General features: G+C 50.5%; 16 protein-coding genes, 1 riboswitch and 1 other annotated feature. Of the genes, 15 read left to right on the top strand and 1 reads right to left on the bottom strand.

Going from position 1 to position 20,486, the window contains the following annotated elements; genetic code table 11:
• The first annotated feature begins 98 nt into the window (after positions 1-98).
• The 12 genes from ACTNDI_RS06090 (at position 99) to ACTNDI_RS06035 (ending at position 15,385) form a co-directional block, all read left to right on the top strand.
• Positions 99-614: a sigma-70 family RNA polymerase sigma factor gene (locus ACTNDI_RS06090; protein ID WP_441099913.1), complete on the top strand. Its 516-nt coding sequence runs from the start codon at positions 99-101 to the stop codon at positions 612-614.
• Positions 595-1,839, top strand: coding sequence for a DUF4179 domain-containing protein (locus ACTNDI_RS06085; protein WP_441099912.1), 1,245 nt, complete (start codon positions 595-597; stop codon positions 1,837-1,839). The genes ACTNDI_RS06090 and ACTNDI_RS06085 overlap by 20 nt, the downstream gene beginning before the upstream one ends.
• 401 nt (positions 1,840-2,240) lie before the next feature.
• The gene (locus ACTNDI_RS06080; RefSeq protein WP_441099911.1) at positions 2,241-3,017 is read left to right on the top strand and encodes a histidine phosphatase family protein; all 777 of its coding nucleotides are present in this window, start codon (positions 2,241-2,243) and stop codon (positions 3,015-3,017) included.
• Positions 3,018-3,233: 216 nt separating this feature from the next.
• A riboswitch (cobalamin riboswitch) is annotated at positions 3,234-3,420 on the top strand.
• A 461-nt stretch (positions 3,421-3,881) separates the two neighbouring features.
• Positions 3,882-4,137, top strand: a binding site (T-box leader).
• A 60-nt stretch (positions 4,138-4,197) separates the two neighbouring features.
• A complete protein-coding gene (locus ACTNDI_RS06075) occupies positions 4,198-6,852 on the top strand; it encodes a valine--tRNA ligase (RefSeq protein ID WP_441099909.1) in 2,655 nt (884 codons plus the stop codon).
• Between the two features lie 28 nt (positions 6,853-6,880).
• Positions 6,881-8,989, top strand: coding sequence for an LTA synthase family protein (locus tag ACTNDI_RS06070; RefSeq protein ID WP_441099907.1), 2,109 nt, complete (start codon positions 6,881-6,883; stop codon positions 8,987-8,989).
• The gene (locus ACTNDI_RS06065; RefSeq protein WP_441099905.1) at positions 8,986-10,284 is read left to right on the top strand and encodes a bifunctional folylpolyglutamate synthase/dihydrofolate synthase; all 1,299 of its coding nucleotides are present in this window, start codon (positions 8,986-8,988) and stop codon (positions 10,282-10,284) included. The genes ACTNDI_RS06070 and ACTNDI_RS06065 overlap by 4 nt, the downstream gene beginning before the upstream one ends.
• A 73-nt stretch (positions 10,285-10,357) precedes the next feature.
• Positions 10,358-10,519: a hypothetical protein gene (locus ACTNDI_RS06060; protein WP_441099903.1), complete on the top strand. Its 162-nt coding sequence runs from the start codon at positions 10,358-10,360 to the stop codon at positions 10,517-10,519.
• Entirely contained in the window at positions 10,520-12,169 is a 1,650-nt protein-coding gene (locus tag ACTNDI_RS06055) for a tetratricopeptide repeat protein (RefSeq protein ID WP_441099902.1), read from the top strand.
• Positions 12,170-12,188: 19 nt separating this feature from the next.
• Positions 12,189-13,103: a UDP-N-acetylmuramate dehydrogenase gene (murB, locus tag ACTNDI_RS06050; protein ID WP_441099901.1), complete on the top strand. Its 915-nt coding sequence runs from the start codon at positions 12,189-12,191 to the stop codon at positions 13,101-13,103.
• A gap of 177 nt (positions 13,104-13,280) precedes the next feature.
• Positions 13,281-14,159, top strand: a complete 879-nt coding sequence (gene rapZ / locus ACTNDI_RS06045; protein WP_441099952.1) for an RNase adapter RapZ — start codon at positions 13,281-13,283, stop codon at positions 14,157-14,159.
• Between the two features lie 4 nt (positions 14,160-14,163).
• A complete protein-coding gene (gene whiA, locus ACTNDI_RS06040) occupies positions 14,164-15,135 on the top strand; it encodes a DNA-binding protein WhiA (protein ID WP_441099900.1) in 972 nt (323 codons plus the stop codon).
• Positions 15,128-15,385: an HPr family phosphocarrier protein gene (locus tag ACTNDI_RS06035; protein ID WP_441099898.1), complete on the top strand. Its 258-nt coding sequence runs from the start codon at positions 15,128-15,130 to the stop codon at positions 15,383-15,385. The genes whiA and ACTNDI_RS06035 overlap by 8 nt, the downstream gene beginning before the upstream one ends.
• Before the next feature lie 121 nt (positions 15,386-15,506).
• Here ACTNDI_RS06035 and ACTNDI_RS06030 read toward each other — a convergent pair whose 3' ends face one another.
• Entirely contained in the window at positions 15,507-16,313 is an 807-nt protein-coding gene (locus ACTNDI_RS06030) for an adaptor protein MecA (RefSeq protein WP_441099897.1), read from the bottom strand.
• A gap of 929 nt (positions 16,314-17,242) precedes the next feature.
• Between ACTNDI_RS06030 and ACTNDI_RS06025 the strand changes: the two genes are divergently transcribed.
• The 3 genes from ACTNDI_RS06025 (at position 17,243) to ACTNDI_RS06015 (ending at position 20,483) form a co-directional block, all read left to right on the top strand.
• Positions 17,243-17,488, top strand: a complete 246-nt coding sequence (locus ACTNDI_RS06025; protein ID WP_441099895.1) for a hypothetical protein — start codon at positions 17,243-17,245, stop codon at positions 17,486-17,488.
• A 448-nt stretch (positions 17,489-17,936) separates the two neighbouring features.
• Positions 17,937-19,625 (top strand): glycosyl hydrolase family 18 protein, encoded by a 1,689-nt coding sequence (locus ACTNDI_RS06020; RefSeq protein WP_441099893.1) that lies wholly within the window; start codon positions 17,937-17,939, stop codon positions 19,623-19,625.
• A gap of 207 nt (positions 19,626-19,832) precedes the next feature.
• Positions 19,833-20,483 (top strand): hypothetical protein, encoded by a 651-nt coding sequence (locus tag ACTNDI_RS06015; RefSeq protein WP_441099892.1) that lies wholly within the window; start codon positions 19,833-19,835, stop codon positions 20,481-20,483.
• Positions 20,484-20,486: the final 3 nt, after the last annotated feature.

Below are 20,486 nucleotides of genomic sequence, written 5' to 3'. Positions count from 1 at the left end.
GACATTCAGGAAGACCGAAAGGAAAGAGGAATGTTCAACGCCGGAAAAGAGGCCCTTGGAAACGGCGATATGATTTCGGGAAGTAAAGGAGCTTTCATTTGGAACAACTGGTTAGAAGAGCAATAAATGGAGATACAGATGCGTTTCTTGAACTGATGGATCAGAATACGCAGATCATGTATAAGACAGCCTGGTCGGTTCTGCGGAATAATGAGGATGCATCGGATGCGGTCGCGGAGACCATTCTGACGTGCTTCGAAAAAATATACACGCTGAAGAATCCGGCGGTTTTTCGTACCTGGATGATTCGAATCCTCCTGAATCATTGTTACGCGATTATCCGGGATCAGGCCCACTACGACAGAAGTGGAGAAATTCCCGAGAAAACAGAAATGCAGAACTGGGAGGAAAATGAAGGGGATTCGTTTAGGGAACTGATACAGGGAGTCGATGAGAAATATGGGATGATTCTTACACTTTATTATGCGGATGAACTGACGATTCGTGAAATTGCGGAAGTACTCAGACTGAACGAGAATACCGTGAAGACGCGGCTTGTAAGAGGTAGAGAGCTGATCAGAAGGAGGCTGTCTGATGAAAAAAAGATGGAGTGAATATAGAACATCGAATGACGGGGAAGAAGATCGACTGATCCGTTCCATTATGAAAAGGGACGTAGAGATACCGGCAGAGGTGATTGAAAAGAAAGAGGATGTTTATCGCAAAATCCGTTTGTCAGGGCGCAGAGGAAGAAAAAAACGCACGGGAATATGGATGCGGCGTTTTGCGGGCATGGCAGCCTGTTTTTGCTTAGGTCTGTTTGTTATTGCAGGAACAAGTTATGCCGTCGGCGCGGATAATCTGTTCAGCAGATCCTTTGCGCGAATCGTAGAAGCCACCAGTGGGAATAAGGGTTACAACCTGAGAAAAATAGAAACCATTGCAGAGAACGCGGAAGAAGTGAAATCTGCCAGCAGCTATTCCGGAAGTTCGTCAATGTCCAAACAGATTGCGTCTGCATCCAGTGTTTCTGTTTTCGGACAGAATTACAGCAATAAGCCAGAAACAGATGCAGAAGGAATATCGATTAAAGCAGATGATTACTACTGTGACGGTAAAATACTGGTGGTCACATTGACTTTGAAGGATCCGGAAGGAGTCCTTGAAGCGTATAATTATGTTCACCCTATAGTAGAAGAAGGATGTCTGCCGTCTCTTTACATCAACGGCAGGGATCTTGAGCTTCTCGGTGATCAGCTATATTTTCAGAAGGATTCGAATGGTAATTTTGTGACCATGAGCGAAATGAATCTGAGATACTATGAAGTCTGGAATGGATGCTCTTTTTCAGAAGGGGAAAAGCTGAATGTACAAATTGATCTTCCGGCCCTGGAAGCAGGATATGCAGACAGTAACGGTGTAAATAGCGACGGTATGAGCAGCCAGACAAAGAGGATTGAAGGAAACTGGAAGGTGTCATTTTCCGGTATCTGCAGTACCGGCGGAAATCAGGTGCTGGCGGAGAACGTAACCAAGGGGGATGTGGTTCTCAATTCTGTTGTAAGAACACCGGCGAGTCTTTGGGTGGATATCACTGTTCCGGAGATGTGTAATGACATTGATATTCGATGCGGTTACGCAGTAAATCTTGTTCTGGATGACGGAACGATAGTACAGCCTGAGGATGGAATGAGTATGAATGGACCGAATGCAGCGGAATCAGGTGTGCATTACGGAGAAGAAGCATGGCGTTTTGTGAATCCATCCGGAGAACACTTTACTATACTTGTGCGCGCGAAGAATGATGAATTGACGACGCTTGCGGAATATCAATTCTGATGAACCTGTAAGAAAGTGTCAGGGTCCCCCGACTGTATCCGGAGAAGTAGTCAGGATTTCCGGAGAGATCTATGGCGGAGATGAATTATCAGAATTTCCAGAGAGATCTAAGGCAGAAAATGAATTCTGCAAAAACAACTTGAGAGGTAGAGCGGCGGGGCTGTGCATGCAGTCCCGCTGTTTTCGGATGCGTGAGTGGTTTTGCCAGTGCATTTATCCGGCCTTTCCGGTCTTGACAGGATGCTGTTTTTCCTTCAAAATGAGCATCGTTCGCTTGGAAAATCATTATGAGGAGCCCGGGAGCCGAAGAGCCCGGGACTTCTGATATCGAGAGAAGAATACGTTCTAGAGATTGAGGTGCTTAATCGTTATCCTTTAGAGAAGGAAGATAGGAATTTCATATGAGATTATTACTGATTAGACATGGTGACCCGGATTATGTACATGATACGCTGACGGAAAAGGGAGACCGGGAGGCGGAACTTCTGGCCGATCTTCTTGCCGGAGAAGAGATTGATGATATTTATATGTCCCCCATGGGCAGGGCACAGAAAACTGCCTCATATACTCTGGAAAAGCTTGGGGAAAATGGAAAAACAATGGAATGGCTGCATGAATTTGAGTGCAGGATGGATATCAACCATTCGGATGTACTCAGGAAAGCATATCCGGACGCACGGAAACTGGAAGACGGGACTCTTGCGCGTGGAATTCCGTGGGACATGCTTCCTTCGTCACTGATGCAGGATCCGGCTTATCTGGATCCCGAAAAATGGAGGGAGACTCTTGTGGCGCAGAACAGCAATATGACGGAGGTCTACGACTGGGTGACCGGGGAGCTGGATCGTCTGCTTGAAGGATACGGATACCGGAGAGAAAACGGCTGCTACCATGTGAGCAAAGAATCGAGAAAGACCGTGGCGCTTTTCTGCCACTTCGGGGTCAGCTGCGTACTGCTGTCACATCTGTGGAACTGTTCGCCGTTCATTCCCTGGCACTTCCTTTGCATGCAGCCTTCATCTGTGACGGAGCTCGTGACGGAGGAAAGAGAATCCTGTACGGCGATCTTCCGCGCGCTGAGGATCGGAGATATCTCACACCTGAAGGCGGGTCACGAGGAGCCTTCTTTCATGGGACGCTTTTGTGAGGTTTATTCGGACATGTCACAGAGACATTGAATGTGATGCTGATGGCACGGCGTTTATCCGTAATTCTTTCAGAAAGCAAAAAGCGAGGGCTGTTTAAGAAGGCTTATAGCAAATGCGAAACGTTTTAGCCAGGCGAGCAAAAGCGGAATATTTTAGCCAGGCAAATGCAGACGGGCAAATGCGAAACGTTTTAGCAGGCCCTTGACAAGCGGCATGATCTGTCATATGATAAATGGCGTGTATAAATTCTATATCAGCTTTTCAGGTGAGACCTCAGAAGGGGTCTGAGAGGGAACCAGGTGAAAGGCCTGGACGATCCGGTCACTGTATACGGGGAGCGAGATGCGAATGCCATTGTATGTCCGCACATATGAGAAGGCGCATGAAACGTTGATCCGTGAGTCAGGAAACCTGCCTGAGAGGTTATAGGTTAAAGCTTCCGAGCAAAGCTTTCATTTTATGAAGATATGGAATGTCTGAACGAGTAATCACTCCGCCAGAGACCTTGAGCAGGATTTATGCATGGTTTTACGGCAGGGTGAGATTCTTCAGAGCACGCCAATGTTTTATCGTACCATTTCCTCCGCAACAGATGGCTGACGATTTTCCGCAGAACAGAAGCTGTTCTGGAGTTCCCGCCCCTCTTGTGACAGACAGCATGGAGATGAGATCAGAGATACCGGTCGCAGCTTCATTCCGGAGCCTTTGCCTCCTGTAAAAGAAAAAATTGAGAATATAGAGAGAAGATGACAGTGCGCCTGCAGATGGGCGCTTTTTTTGTGCCTTCGCAGGCGGTCAGGATTCTCTTCACAGGCGGCCAGGATACCTTTTCACAGGTGGTCAGGATCCGCTTGACAAAAGAAAACTTCCTTATTATGATTAACGGTAAATATGAAAATGACTGTGACGAAGAGGAGTACGCACAACGGCGCCGACAGAGAGGACTTCAGCTGCTGAGAGAGGTCCGGGTTTACCTGTGCGGAAGGTAGCTTCTGAGTCGGAATCCTGAGTGCGTCGGAGAAGTATTCCTGCATGTCGCAAGGGATTCCCGCCTGATCCCCGTTAACGGATAGAATGAGGCATATATGATTCTGCTTTTCGCGGATACATATGTGAAGCAAGGTGGTACCGCGATATGATCGCCCTTTGCACGATGTGTGCAGGGGGCTTTTATTTTTCGCTTTTCCAAAAGGCAGAGGAGGATTTTTTCATGAGTAAGGAACTTGCCAAAACCTACGATCCGAAGGGCATTGAGGACCGTATTTACCAGAACTGGATGGACAAGGGATATTTTCACGCGAAGGTGAACCCGGACAAAAAGCCGTTCACCATCGTTATGCCGCCGCCAAATGTTACCGGTCAGCTGCATATGGGACATGCTCTGGACAATACGATGCAGGATATTTTGATCCGCTACAAGAGAATGCAGGGATACGAGGCGCTCTGGCAGCCGGGTACCGACCACGCGGCTATTGCGACCGAGGTAAAGGTCACAAATATGCTGAAGGATAAGGGCATCGACAAACGCGAGATCGGCCGCGAGGAATTTCTGAAATACTGCTGGCAGTGGAAGGACAACTATGGAAGCCGGATCATGAAACAGCTGCGTAAGCTCGGATCCTCCGCTGACTGGGAGAGAGAACGCTTTACGATGGATGAGGGCTGCTCGAAGGCGGTTGAGGAGGTTTTCTGCCGCCTCTATGAGAAGGGCTGGATCTATAAGGGAAGCCGTATCATTAACTGGTGCCCGAAATGTCAGACCTCTCTGTCGGACGCGGAAGTAGAGCATGTGGATCAGGACGGATTCTTCTGGCACATCAATTATCCGATCGTGGGCGAAGAGGGAAGATTTGTCGAAATCGCGACCACGCGTCCGGAGACGCTTCTGGGCGATACCGCTGTTGCCGTAAATCCGGATGATGAGAGATATAAGGATCTGGTCGGCAAGATGCTGAAGCTGCCTCTGACCGACCGGGAGATTCCGGTGATTGCGGATGAATATGTGGATAAGGAATTTGGAACCGGCTGCGTAAAGATTACCCCGGCTCATGATCCGAATGACTTCGAGGTAGGAAAACGCCATAATCTCGAGGAAATCAACATTCTGAATGATGACGCGACCATGAATGAGAAGTGCGGCAGATATGCGGGTATGGATCGTTATGAGGCGAGAAAGGCTATCGTGAAGGATCTGGAGGACCTGGGACTTCTGGTAAAGGTCGTTCCGCACACGCATTCTGTAGGTACGCATGACAGATGCCATACAACCGTCGAGCCGATGGTTAAGCCACAGTGGTTTGTCCGGATGAAGGAGATGGGACAGGCTGCGCTGGATGCGCTGAACAGCGGCGATCTGCAGTTTGTTCCGGAGAGCTATGGCAAGACCTATACGCACTGGCTGGAGAACATCAAGGACTGGTGTATCTCCCGGCAGCTGTGGTGGGGACACAGAATTCCAGCCTACTACTGCGAGGACTGCGGAGAAATGGTTGTACAGCGCGGCGGAGCGCCTGCAAAATGCCCGAAGTGCGGGGGAACGCATTTCCGTCAGGAGGAGGATACGCTGGATACCTGGTTCTCGTCCGCACTTTGGCCGTTCTCTACACTTGGCTGGCCGGACAAGACGCCGGAGCTGGAGTACTTCTATCCGACAGATGTGCTGGTGACCGGGTATGACATCATCTTCTTCTGGGTTATCCGGATGGTGTTTTCCGCAATTGAGCAGACCGGGAAGGTTCCCTTCCACCATGTGCTGATTCACGGTCTTGTCCGTGATTCGCAGGGAAGAAAAATGAGCAAGTCCCTTGGAAACGGCATTGATCCTATCGAGGTGATTGACAAGTACGGCGCGGATGCGCTGCGGCTGACGCTCATGACCGGAAACGCTCCGGGTAATGACATGCGTTTCTACTGGGAGAAGGTTGAGGCGAGCCGGAACTTCGCGAACAAGGTATGGAATGCTTCGAGATTTATCATGATGAACCTCGGTGATACGGAGGTTCCGAAGGAGATGGATCCTGCAAGGCTGGATTACGCTTCCCGGTGGATCCTCTCGAAGGCGAATACCCTCGCAAAGGATGTCACGGAGAACATGGACAAGTATGAGCTTGGAATTGCAGTTCAGAAGGTCTATGATTTTATCTGGGAGGAGTTCTGCGACTGGTACATTGAGATGTCCAAGCCGGTGCTCTACAGTGAGAACGAAGACGAGAAGCTTCCGGTTCTCTGGACGCTGAAGACTGTTCTGTCGGAGGCGCTTAAGCTTCTGCATCCGTTCATGCCGTTCATTACGGAGGAGATCTACTGTACATTGAATCCGGACGAGGAATCTGTGATGATCTCTCCGTGGCCGGTCTATAGGGAAGAACGCCATTTTGAAGAAGAAGAATCAGCTGTAGAGCTGATGAAGGAGGCGGTTCGCAGAATTCGTGACGTGCGCAGCTCTCATAACGTGCCGCCGAGCAAGAAGGCGAATGTCTTCATCGTTTCCGGTGAGGAGGATGTGCTGAAGAAGTTCAGAGAGGCTGAGTCGTTCTTCGGAACACTTGCGCATGCGGAGAGCGTTTCTCTTCAGAAGACGAAGGAGAATATCGATGATGATGCCTTTTCGGCGATCATACCGGGTGCGGTGATTTACATCCCGTTCGCGGATCTGATCGATATCGACAAGGAGAGAGAGCGTCTGACGAAGGAAAGAGAACGTCTGACGAAGGAAATTGCCCGCTCGAACGGAATGCTTGGAAACGAAAAATTCCTTCAGAAGGCTCCTGAGAAGAAGGTGCAGGAGGAGCGGGATAAGCTTGAAAATTACAGACAGATGATGGCTCAGGTGGAAGAGCGTCTGGCTCAGCTGGAGAAGAACTGAGAGCAGACGCAGCTGGAGAAACAGAAAGATGAAGAGAATCGTGTTCGGACAGAAGGATAACTGCGACGGGAATGACACAGAATGTTTGAACGGAAGGAAGAAGAGGGCGGACCGGGAATACTGGGTCCGTCTGATGAACCGTTTTTCGGTGCCGTTCCAGGCATTGTGGTGCTGCGTCCTGTATTTTATCATGGAGCTGATCTCCAGGCGTTCGTTTATTGGCGCGTGGAAATACATGACAGACAGTCCTCTTGTCTTTCTGTACAACGCGTTTCTGATCTTTACGACGATGTCGGTGGCATTTCTGTTCCGCAGGCGCGTCTGGGTGCGTGTATTTGTGTCTGGCTTCTGGTTTGTACTGAGTCTGGCGAACGGAATTATTCTGTCAAATCGCGTCACGCCTTTTACGGGACAGGATTTGAAGCTCCTGGCAGACGCGAAGAAGGTCGTGACGGAGTATATTCCGCCGGTCCTGTTCGGCCTGATGATGGCCGGACTGGCGGCAGGGATCTTTTTCCTGATCCGCTATTTCTTTAAGGCACCGAAATACCAGGGAAAACGCAACTGGTTTGTGGATGTTGTCATCGTCGGCGCAAGCATTGCCCTTTTTGCGGGTGCTACCGAGTTGGGTATCCACACAAGAATCCTTTCCAGTTATTTCGGAAACCTTGCCATGTCGTATCAGAACTATGGATTTCCATACTGTTTCTCGGTCACTGTTTTTGATACCGGAATGAGCCGGCCGAACGGATATTCCGAGAAGCTGATCAGCTATATCGAGAAGGATGAGGATGAAAAGCTTCCCGATTCTGATACGAAGGGAGCGGCGGACACCAATCTCGTTTTTCTTCAGCTGGAGTCTTTTTTTGATCCGGAGACAGTGACAAGCCTGAGGATTTCCGAGGATCCGATTCCTTATTTCCATAAGCTGCAGAAAAAGTATTCTTCCGGCATGCTTAAGGTTCCGGTCGTGGGTGCCGGGACCGTAAACACGGAATTTGAGGCAATCACCGGCATGAGTCTGTCATATTTTGGTGCAGGTGAGTATCCTTACAAGACAGTTCTGAAAAAGGAAACCGTGGAGAGTATTCCCTTTGATCTCAGGGAAATCGGGTACAGTACGCACGCCATTCATAATAATGAGGCAACCTTCTACGGGAGGAATACGGTTTATCCGAATCTCGGTTTTGATACCTTCACCTCCGAAGAATACATGCCGGATATCACCGATGTGACGGAAACCGGGTGGGTCAAGGATCATATTCTGACATCGGAAATCATGAAAGCTCTGAAATCCACGGACGGGGCGGACTATGTGTATACTGTGTCCGTGCAGGGGCACGGGGATTACCCGACCGAGCCTGTGGTCAGTGATCCGGTGATCACTGTGACCGGAGCGGAGAAGAAAGAGCAGAACGATTATTCGTGGGAATATTACTGTGAGCAGATTCATGAGATGGATCAGTTCGTCCATGAGCTTACGGATACGCTTCAGAATTTTGATGAGCCGGTTGTTCTGGTGATGTACGGAGATCATCTGCCGACGATGGGACTGAAGGAAAGTGATGTGAAGGGATGGAATCTATACCGGACACCCTATATCATCTGGGATAACATGGGCCTGAAGAAGAAAGACAAGAATTTGGCCGCCTATCAGATCGCAGCCGAGGTTCTGAAGAGGCTCGGGCTGTACGACGGGACGCTGGTCAGATACCATGAGTCGGAGCGGGGAGACCGGTTCTACCAGAGCAATCTGGAGGTTATGCAGTATGATATGCTATATGGCGAGCAGTACGTCTATAACGGAACGAGTCCGTTCGCGCCGACCGACATGAAGATGGGCATCGAGCCGATTCAAGTGGAGCGGATCGTGAAATCCGGAACCGATGAGGAACCGCTTTATTACATTTATGGGCAGAACTTTACGGCGGCCAGCAGACTGGCGGTGAATGGTGAGATGGTGAAGGATACGGTCTGTGTCAGCAACAGTCTGCTTCTTGCGCAGGGACTTGAGCTGAAGGGCACGGATGAGATCAGTGTGGTTCAGAAGAGTGATACCTCGAACGAGATTCTGTCGGAAACGGATGAAAAACCGCTCGCATTATACCTTGAAAAGGGAGAGGCAACCAAAAATTGACATACGATGAAACAGTAGATTATATTGAAAGCATCCCGAAATTTACCACCAAGACGTCTCTTGATCACACACGACGCATTCTGGACAGGCTCGGACACCCAGAAGAGGGAATGAAGATTATACACGTGGCCGGGACAAACGGTAAGGGCAGTGTGTGCGCCTATTTGAATTCTATGCTGATGGAGGGTGGGTATAAGGTCGGACTTTTCACCTCTCCGCATCTGATCCGGATCAATGAGAGATACCAGATCAACGGAGAAACGGTGAGTGATGATCTGTTTACAGAGGCTTTTGACAAAGTGATGGCAGCGGTGAAGCTGACCATGGAGGAGGGGGATACTCATCCGACCTACTTTGAGACCTTATTCCTGATGGGCCTTATGATTTTCCGGGAAAAACAGGTAGATTATACGATCCTTGAGGTCGGAATGGGAGGCAGGCTGGATGCGACAAATGTGATCCGGCATCCCCTCGCATCCATCATTACATCGATCAGCCTGGACCACACGGAGTATCTCGGGGATACAATCCCGGAGATCGCTTTTGAGAAGGCGGGGATTATCAAGGAGGGCGCACCGGTAATCTTTGACGGACATGATGGGGAAGCTTCCGAAGTGATCCGGAAGCGAGCAGAGGAACTTGGAGCGCCCTGCTATGAGCTGACACCTGCCATGTACCATGCGGTGCGTACGACGAAGGAAGGGGTCACTTTTGACTTTACGCCGGATGGCACTGCTGCCGTCCGTCTCCGGATTCCGCAGATTGCGGAGTATCAGATGATGAATGCTTCTCTCGCATTTTTCACGATGAAACTTCTGGAGAAGATACATGGGATACCGGAGGTAAAACTGGCGGCAGGCCTTTCGCGGATGAAATGGCCCTGCAGGATGGAGACGGTGCTTCCGGATGTCATCATCGACGGCGCACACAATGCGGACGGAATTGCCGAATTTGTCAGAACGGTGGAACATTTTCATAAGGATCAGGAGATCACACTGCTGTTTTCCTGTGTCCGGGACAAGAGATACCAGGACATGATCCGGGAACTGGTGGAGGGAATTCACCCTGACCGCGTCATTACGACCCGGATCTCCGGCAGCCGTGAAGTTTCCGAGGATGAACTTGCGGAGTTGTTTCGGAATGATGGAGCGGTGGCGGTTTTCTCGGAGCCTTCACCAGAGCGGGCTCTTGATCTGGCCCTTGCCCTGAAGGAGGATGGCATGCTGTTCTGCGTCGGTTCGCTGTATTTGGCGGGAGAACTGAAGGCTTATCTGAACGCCTCGAAGCGAAACTGAGGGTTTATTTGAATAGGACGAAGCAAAACAGGAGAAAACGCCGGAGTTCACACACGAAAGGAGCAGGTTCTGTATGCTGGATTATGACGAGGAACTGAAAAAGTTTAAGCCGAGTCTTGATGTGGAGAATGTTGAGAATGCGATAAAAAATCAGGATCTGACAGACATTGTCGATCTTCTCAGAGAACTGGAACTCAACCAGAAGAATTCTTCGAAGACAGAAAAGGAGTCATGAATGGTTTTCGGCCAAGATATAGCGGAGCAGCTGTCGAGAAGCTATTACAACCAGGGACTTGATATGGCCCAGATCCGTGACCTCTCCGGCGCGGTTGATAAGCTTCGTATCAGCCTGCAGTTTAATAAGAATAATATCCAGGCCAGAAATCTTCTCGGGCTGGTATATTATGAGACAGGGGAGGCGGTTTCCGCCCTGAGTGAATGGGTTATCAGCGCCAATCTCCGACCTGCAGGAAACGATGCTGCTTACTTTATTCAGAATCTGCGGTCGGATCCGAAGCACCTGGAACAGCTGAATCAGACAATTCGTCAGTACAATGAGGCGCTGAGATCCTGTCGTGAGGGAAACGATGATATCGCTGCGGTTGAGCTTCGAAAAATTGTCAGCCGCAATCCGAAGCTCGTCAGCGCTTATCTCCTTCTGGCACTGATTGAGATCAAGGATGGAAAGTATTCTCACGCGCGAAGGATGCTGAAGCGGGTGCTTCGCATCGACAGGGTCAATCCGTCCGCGCTTCGTTACCTCAGGGAGATTGATGAGGCGACGGGCACAACGACGACAATGGACATTCGGACCCGCGACAGAAGAAGAGGCAGAAAGAAGAATGAGAATCCGGACGAGGATCTGCAGCAGAACGCCGCAGTCAGGCAGGCTGCATTTCGTGAGAGGCCGGCGTATCTGACGCTGGTAAATGTACTGTTTGGTGTTCTGATTGGCATCGCGGGAGCGGCTTTTGTGGTCGGTCCGGCTGTCCGGAAGAGCCTCAGCGAGTCGACGAACTCCAGGATCACGGAATATACAACGACGATCGCCGCGCAGCAGAGCAAAATCAATGATCTTCAGCAGCAGGTTGATGATTCAACCAGCTCGGTGAGTTCAGCGAAGGATCAGGTCGCCGATCTTCAGTCGACGGAGCAGTCCTATGACAATCTGCTTCAGGCGTATGTGGATTATCAGAACGGGGATTACGAGTCTGCCGGAGACGCTTTCGCAAAGGTGGACAATTCCCTGCTTTCAACAGAGGCGAGTGAGATCTATGACTCAATTAAGTCTGATCTTCAGAGCCAGGCATACAGCTCCTATGTGACGCAGGGGCAGACTGCTTTTTATCAGGAAAACTGGAAAGATGCGGTTTCGTATCTTGAGAAGGCACTGGCGCTGACCGATTCCTCGGATGCTGCCGATAACTACGAGGTAATGAATCTCCTTGCACAGGCCTACGCGAAAAACGGGGACACGGACAAGGCAATCGCTGAATATCAGGCGATCATCGACGCGAATCCGGACACGCGGAGGGCGGAATACGCGGAGTATGCCATTACCGAGCTTGGCGGAACCTATACGACACCCGGTTCCGGCACTGGACAGAGCGGAGCGGCTGCGAATACGGCAGGTACAGCAGAGAATACTGCGGGCACCGCCGGCGCGGCAGACACGGCAGGGACGCAGAACAACGGATACGCCGACGCGGACGGCGACGGTATACCGGATGATGAGGGAACAGACGGAACCGGTAATGGAGCAGGCGCCGGAACAGCCGGAACGGGTACAGGTGCAGATGGTGATACCGCCGGAACAGATACAGGAGCAGATGTGGGAACAGCAGGAGCAGCCAACGGGCTCAATCAGTCAGGCTGGGGAGGCTGAAGGGAGAATACGCACACACATGAATAATGAAGCAATAGTTGAAATCCAGAGGATTGTCGGCGCAGATAACGCATTCCGCGAGGAACCGATGTCACGGCATACGACCTTCCGGATCGGCGGCCCGGCGGATTTGATGGTCTGTCCGACGTCAGGCGAGGCGGTGGCAGAAACCGTCAGATTCTGCCGGGGTCAGGAGATTCCATGGTTTATCATCGGCAACGGAAGCAATCTTCTGGTCAGCGATGAGGGATACCGGGGCGTGATCATCCGGATTGATCAGAATCTGCAGCACGTTCACACAGAGGGAAGCATAATCCACGCGGAAGCGGGAATCCTTTTGTCCAGACTGGCGGCAGAGGCGAGAGATCACTCGCTCGCCGGGCTTGAATTTGCCTCCGGCATACCGGGAACGCTCGGGGGAGCCTGCACGATGAATGCGGGGGCCTACGGGGGAGAGATGAAGAATGTTCTGAAATCTGTGACCGTTCTTGATGAGAATCTGGAGGTCCGCGTTGTTGCGGCCGGGGATCTGGATCTCGGTTATCGTCACAGCAGGATCATGGACCGGAGATGGATCGTTCTGGAGGCGGAGGTCTCGCTTACAGAGGGTGACAGAGAGCAAATCACCGCAAGGATGAACGAACTTCGGGATGCGCGCGTAACGAAACAGCCACTGGAGTATCCGAGTGCCGGCAGCACCTTCAAAAGGCCGGAGGGATATTTTGCCGGAAAACTGATCATGGACGCAGGACTGTGCGGTTTCCGGGTAGGAGGCGCACAGGTTTCGGAGAAGCACTGCGGTTTTGTGATCAATTGTGATCACGCGACGGCAGAGGACGTGAGGGAACTGATTGGTCAGGTTCAGAGGCGCGTCTGGGATAAATTTCAGGTGCATCTGGAGCCGGAGGTTCGTTTCCTGGGATTCCGGGGCTGAGAACAGCGTGCCGTTTTTACATTAGTTCTGGATAAGGGCAAAATTCCGTTTCAGGGCTCATGAGCCTTTGACCGGTGAGGAAACCGTATTTCGGAGCTCATGAGCTGAAGGTCAGTATGAAAACCGTATCAGATCTGGACAATGGCAGATCAGAAAGGATGCAGGCAGATGGATGAACTGGAACTTGTTTTTGTAACCGGCATGTCGGGGGCGGGGAAGTCCACCGCTCTGAAAATGCTCGAGGATATGGGATATTTCTGTGTTGATAATCTTCCCGTCTTTCTGATCGGAAAAATGATCGAGCTTACCGTTGACGGAGAAGAGGGCAGGATTCATAAGGTGGCGATGGGAGTCGATATCCGAAGCGGAAGCCTGACGGAGGTTCGCGATGTGCTGCGCGGGCTCCGGGAGAAGGGAATTCGCTACAAGATTCTGTTCCTGGATGCAGATGACAGTACATTGATCAAGCGCTATAAGGAGACGAGGCGAAGCCATCCTCTCGCGAAGGGAGGCAGGGTCGAGACCGGGATCGCCAGGGAAAGGGAGCAGCTGGAAGAACTGAAAAAGGCGGCAGATTATATTCTGGACACGAGTCAGCTTCTCACCAGAGAGCTGAGATCGGAACTGGAGAAGATTTTTGTTGAGGATGAAGATTTCAAGAGTCTCATGGTTACGATCCTGTCCTTTGGATTCAAGTACGGCATCCCGGCCGATTCAGATCTCGTCTTTGATGTAAGGTTTTTGCCGAATCCATACTATGTTCCGGAGTTGAAGCATCTGACCGGAAAGGATCGCGAGGTTCATGATTTTGTCATGAAATACGATGTGTCCAGACAGTTTATCGCAAAGCTGGTGGACATGGTGCAGTTTCTGATCCCGAATTACATCGAGGAGGGGAAGACGCAGCTTGTAATCGCCGTGGGATGCACCGGTGGCAAGCATCGCTCGGTTACCCTTGCCGAGGAACTGTATCACCGCCTGGGCCACTCCGGTGAGTACGGACTTCGGATAGAACACCGCGACATCGACAAGGATGCCGCGAGAAGGAAATCATGAAATCATGTCTTTTTCCGGAGAGGTAAAAAAAGAACTTATCGGCCAGGCTGGTCCGGCCAGACACTGTCAGATTGCAGAGCTTGCTGCGATTCTGATTTTCTGCGCGACGGTCAGGACGACGGAAGAAGATGATTATCAGATCGTTTTCCGCACGGAGCACATGGATGTCGCGGATAAATATCTGTCGCTGCTGAAGAAAATTTTCCGCATCCGTCCGGAGCTTGTCCGAGTGGAAGATAAGAGGAGAAAAAAGACGGATCTGTACCAGATCATCGTGGAAGACAGGGAGACAGCTGTTCGTATTCTGCAGGCGGTGCGTTTTCTCGATGAGAGGGGACGTATCTCTGACAGTGTGCCGATCAGCCGGCAGGTCATTCTTCAGAGGACCTGCTGCAAGCGGGCATTTATCCGGGGAGCTTTTCTGGCCGGCGGCTCGATCAGCGATCCGAACACCTCTTATCACCTGGAAATTGTATGCAGCACGGAGGAGCAGGCCGAGGGAGTGCGTGATATCCTTGAGATGCTGGGAGTTGACGCAAGGGTTGTTCAGCGGAAAAAATACAGGGTTGTCTATGTAAAGGACAGCCAGCAGATTTCTGATTTGCTCGGCATGATGGGCGCGAGCGCTTCTCTGCTTGAGTTTGAGAATATCAGGATTGTGCGCGGAGTGCGGGGAAATGTGAACCGTCAGGTCAACTGTGAGACAGCAAATATCCACAAGACGGCCACGGCATCGGCAAAGCAGATAGCGGATATCCGGCTGATCGAGGAGCGGATCGGTCTGTCCAATTTACCGGAAGCACTTGACGAAATGGCTAACATTAGGTTACAATATCCGACAGCGACTTTATCTGAGCTTGGAAAGCATCTCAGCTCTCCGGTGGGTAAGTCAGGGGTCAACCACAGATTAAGGAAGATCAGTATCATTGCTGAGGACCTGAGGGAGAAACAAGGAGGCAATTTTCAGGATGATTAAAGATAATGTTACAATTCAGATTTCCAACGGACTTGAGACCAGGCCGATTGCTATGCTGGTTCAGGTGGCAAGTCAGTATGAGAGCAGCATTTATCTTGAGAGCGGTACAAAGAAGGTAAATGCGAAAAGCATCATGGGAATGATGACATTGGGACTGGATAACGGTGAGAATGTGATTGTAACCGCTGACGGCGCAGATGAGCAGGAAGCAATTCAGAACATCCGCAGCTATCTCACACAGGATAAGTGAAACGAGCCTTTTTACACGGGCGGGACGGCCGCCTCTGAAAATGTGAAGATATGTAGACAGCAAAAGAGCTTCTGATCTGAATTCAGATCAGAAGCTCTTTTGCTGTCCCTTTATCTCATTGTCAAAGCTGTGAAAGCCTGTACAGCGCATTTGACGAAATCAGGGAAGTGCCGTGCTCCCGCAGAAAGGCCTCACCGGCTTCATCCACTGTGCTGCATGTGCCGTATTCACTCAGAATGTTGCAGGTCCGGTAAAAATCCACCGGAGACATCCCGGACTGATGCAGGATCAGCTCGTAATTGTTCTGCTCCGCCTCGGTTTTGTAGAGCGAATTTGATCCTCTGTAGAAATTGTGAACCGCTTTGGACGCTGAAATGACGTCGTCCAGGCTCCGGAACTGGAATACCTGTATGAGCTTCTTTGGAAGCATATCATTCAGCTTTGAGCGTCTGGAGTCCGCGGTTTCTGTGGCAGAAGAGGCGTCTGTTTTGTTCCCTGCCGCATCTTTGGCTGCAGCGGATTTTCCGGTGTCACCGGTGTCCTTCCTTCTCGCCTCGAACAGCCGATCAAAGAGTTCCGCAAGGGTGGCCGCGTCGCCCCCTGTCGAATCAGAGAAAAGGCCGTCACCCAGGGAGGCAGTCGGCTGGGTAAATTTTGAAAATCTGGTATCCAGTTCCTCCGGGTCTTCCACCTTTGTAATTATCAGAGTCAGACTTTCGGAAGAGGTGGGGATCGCTTCGATCATCAGAGGAGAGTTCCCGGAATCGAAACCGACTTCATAGTGTGCCTCTCTCATCATGTCCTGAAAGAGTTTGCGCGATTTGTCGGAACCGTATGCGAGCTCGCTCAGCCGGATATTTCGGCTGGAAAGATCTTCGCTCGTCAAAATACAGCGTATTTTATTATCGCTAATTTTTTCGATTTTCATCTCATCACTTCCTTTCAGCCACAGTATATACCACACTCTGAAAAATTGTAAAGTGGTTCGGATATTTCTGCTTGTGCAATATACCTGCATTATGTATAATATTCATACATGAAATGCATCGGCGGCGTGAGGAAAAGAGGTGATCCTTATGTACCGGTCTGTTATGTAGTTCGTCAGAGCTTATGCGGATATTTCTGGTTGTAATCTGAAATGTCTTTCTTCTATATTTCTTATTCTTCCATATTTTCTGTTCTTCCAATACTGCCTCCCGGCAGAGGTCTGTTCTTATCCGGAAGAATCCCATTTTTCATTCAATATAGTTTTATCACGGAAGAATCCCATTTTTTTAGCAGTTTATCACTTAAAGTTTCTTTCCTTCCAGTGATGGATTGCTGAAGCCGGAACGCGGAATCCCGGCAGATTCCGCTGATTCCGGAATCTCTGAGAGTACCGTTCCCGGTGATTTCATGCGTGGGAAGGAAAGATCTGTACTGATGGCAGTAGGGCAATGTGGTTGTTGTGCCGCAGGTGGGGTGCGCCAATGTGTATAAAGCCAGCTGCTCCGTTGCTTCGCAACTCACGCAGCTGCAACATGTATTCGCATTCTCGTGTTGCTTCGCATCGCTCCATGCTCATACATGTTAGCGTCGATCAAGCATGCAGTTTTCTGTGCATGCTTCGCATGCCCAAAACTGCCCGCTTGACGACGGCTTTATACGTATAAGCTACGGATTGCTCCGTGCTTCGCACTCTCGCAATCCTATAGGTATTCGCGTTTTCGCCGTGTTTCACACGGCTTCACGCTCATACCTGTTGCCTTCGAAATCGCATCCAGTCTCTTACACACGCTTCGCGCGTGACGATCCTGTCTGCGTTTTCGAAGAGCTTATACAGTAATATTTCGACGTTTTTTGGGAGGGGGAATCAGAATGTATTATGAAGGAGCAATGATGAATTCATCGGAGTCGGAGCTCTTCCAGTGGGAGGAGAAGGGGTGGAAGCTGTATCTGGACAATCATCCCAGTAACCCGATCCTGATTGAAAATGCGAGGGCAAATGCCGTTCATGAAGGGGGATGTTACATGCCGGATTTTTATTATGATCCGGTGACTGGAGAGAAAATGCTCAATTATAATCTGATTCAAAGCGAATCAGAGAGAATGACAGATAAATGATACAGAATGGCGCAGATGGCAATTCGATGATTGGAAAGACCGGAATGCGCCGGATCATCACAAGAGCCTCACCGGCTGCGTTTCTGACGATGAGAGATACCCGACCGTATCCGCGCATCCGGAGGGGCTCTTTTTTACGCGAACAGTGAGCCGCAGCCGAATGCGAAGTATTCGTGTGCGGCGAGCGTCGCGATAGCGAGATAAAACTCGCGCAGCGTGTTTTATCTCGTTTGACGCTTATGAAGAGCAGTTTCCTGTTTTTTTACGGAAGGTGCTCTCCTTGCCATGCCTCATTTAACATGTTAAAATAAGTCCGATTGTGACAGAGCGGATTTCGGCCGCAGCGCCTGAGCAGGCGGGCATGGATGAATGAGCAGCAGGGTCCTTTCGCCTGGCACGGAAATATATTGTAAAAAAAGACGTCCGTTTGAGGCGCAAGAGGTCTGTTATGTCGAATTCGCGAAAGAGAAGCAGGAGGGGAAAGCGTTCTGCTCTCCCTGCTGTTATTTTTGGTATCATTGTAGTACTGATTATCGGAACTGCGGCATTTATCTATAACCGGCATTCCTTTACCTATGATCAGATGGATCTGAATTCCTACTTTGGTCTTACATCCGGGAAGGAGGCGGCACTGGTTGTGGATGACGCCGTTCTGGAGACCAAGGGGCTGGTAAAGAACAATCAGGTGTATGTAGATTATGATACCGTGGAGAACTATCTGAATCCGGGATTTTTCTGGGAAAGCGGCAGCGGAAAGCTTCTGCTCACTCTTCCGGACGGCACAAAAACCTGGACGCCTGATGACGGGAGCAATGCGGTTTTGAAGGACGGAGACACCGTGTATATCTCTGCGGACTGTATCGGGGAGAATTCGGATATCGATCTGGAAGTGTATCAGGATCCGTGGAGAGTGGTTGCAAGAACCAAATGGACGAACCTTACGGCAGAGACGGTGACAAAAGATGATGTGATCCGCTTCCGCGGCGGTCCGAAGAGCGATGTTCTGACCAGCGTGAAGGAAGGAGACGTCGTTGTTCTGACTGGGAATGCGGATGAATGGTGTCAGGTGTCCACGAGTGACGGATTTATCGGATATATTCTGAAGTCCGAGCTGAAGACAGCTCCTGAGGGTACGATCAAGCATACCACGGACTCCCGCTTCATCTTTGACCATAAGTTCGCGGATCAGAAGATTAATCTCGCCTGGCAGTATTGCAGTGAGAATGATGATGGAACGGGCTCTTTCACCGAGCTGACCAAGGATGCGGAAGGATTGAATACGATTTCTCCGACGTGGTTCAGCTTTTCCGATGACAAAGGGAAGCTGACTTCCTACGCCAATGCGGAATATGTGAACATGGCGCATAACGCAGGACTTGAGGTATGGGGATGTCTGCAGGACGTGGGCGGAAGCAAGGCCGACATCGGCACCATACTGATGGACGGTGACAGCCGTTCTCTCGTGATCACTCAGCTGATTCAGGCTGCGGAGGACACGGGAATGGACGGAATCAATGTCGACATTGAAACGGTTACCGCAGAGAACACGCCGCAGTATCTGCAGTTTCTTCGGGAACTCTCCGTTGCCGCTCATGCGAAAAATCTGATCGTCTCCGTGGATAATTATGTTCCGGTATATACTGCATATCTGAACCGTGCTGAACAGGCGAAAACTGTGGACTACCTTGTTATTATGGGATATGACGAGCATACAGCGGGATCTGACGAAGCGGGGTCAGTTGCCTCTCTTTCGTTTGTAAAGCAGGGCATTGAGGATACGCTTGCGGAGGTTCCTGCCGACCAGGTGATCAACGCGATTCCGTTTTACACGAGGGGCTGGACAACGGTGTCCGGAGAGGCACCTTCGAGTGAGGCTCTTGGTATGGACGAGGCGGACGAGTGGGTGAAGTCTCTCGGTATCCAGACAAGATGGGATTCGGAAAGCGGTCAGAACACGGGAAGTGTCACCGTGGGTGATGAGACCTACAGCATCTGGCTGGAGGATGAAAAATCCATCGAAGAGAAGATGAAACTGATCCGCAAGGCGGATCTTGCCGGTGTTGCGGAATGGAGGCTCGGCTACGAGCGATCCGATGTCTGGAAAATCATCAGCAGTTATCTGAAGGACAGCGAGTGAGCAGAGCATCGCGGACGGGCAGGGAGAAAAGTCGGTATGGAATCCGAGATTTAAAATCCGGGGATGCTGTGCTATACTTTACTTACGCTTACGGTGAGCCGGGCGCTCATCGCTTTTGGCGGGTATTGCGAAGACGAGATAAAACCCGCGAAGCGCGTTTTATCTCGTTTCGATTACGGGAGTATACGATCAAAGGGGGTAACCGCTATGGCCGAAAATGAAGAATTGTTCAAGACTACCGCATTTGGAGGGTACGACAAGGACGATGTGCTGGCTGAGCTTCAGCGATTAAAGGATAATGCCTATCAGGAAAAGAGCAAAATAATCCGGGATCTCGCGGATGCGAAGAAAGCCCTTGCAGCGAAGGATAACGAGATCAGCGAAAAGGACGCAAAGATTGCGGAGCTTCAGGAGACACTGGAGGCGCGGGATCAGGAGATCCTCAAGATGGAGAAAACCATCCGCGAGAAGTATCAGTCGTATGTCGATAATTATGAGACAATCGGAAGCCTGATCTATGAGGCAAAGATCCGCGCAAAGCAGATTGACCGTGAGACTGAGGCTGAGAAGCAGAGAAGAATCTCAGAGGCAGAGACGGAAGCAAGGAAAATTCGTGACGAAGCGCAGGTAGAGGCACAGAAAACTCTGGCGGGTGTGCAGAAGGAGGTTGATGAGATCAACCGCGAGGGGAAACAGAAGTATGAAGCTGTCCAGGAAGAGCTTGCAAATGTTGTCGAGATCTTCAACCGCGTGCAGAAGCAGTTCATGAATTCCTACAAGACGATTCAGGATATTGTGAACGAAAGCCCGGAGATAGGGGAGAACTGTGACCTGCCGCTTCGCGAAGATGATTATTAAAGG

It is taken from the genome of Bilifractor sp. HCP3S3_D3, from assembly GCF_052063915.1.
Lineage (GTDB): Bacteria > Bacillota > Clostridia > Lachnospirales > Lachnospiraceae > Bilifractor.
This window is presented reverse-complemented; position numbering and strand designations above follow the sequence as displayed.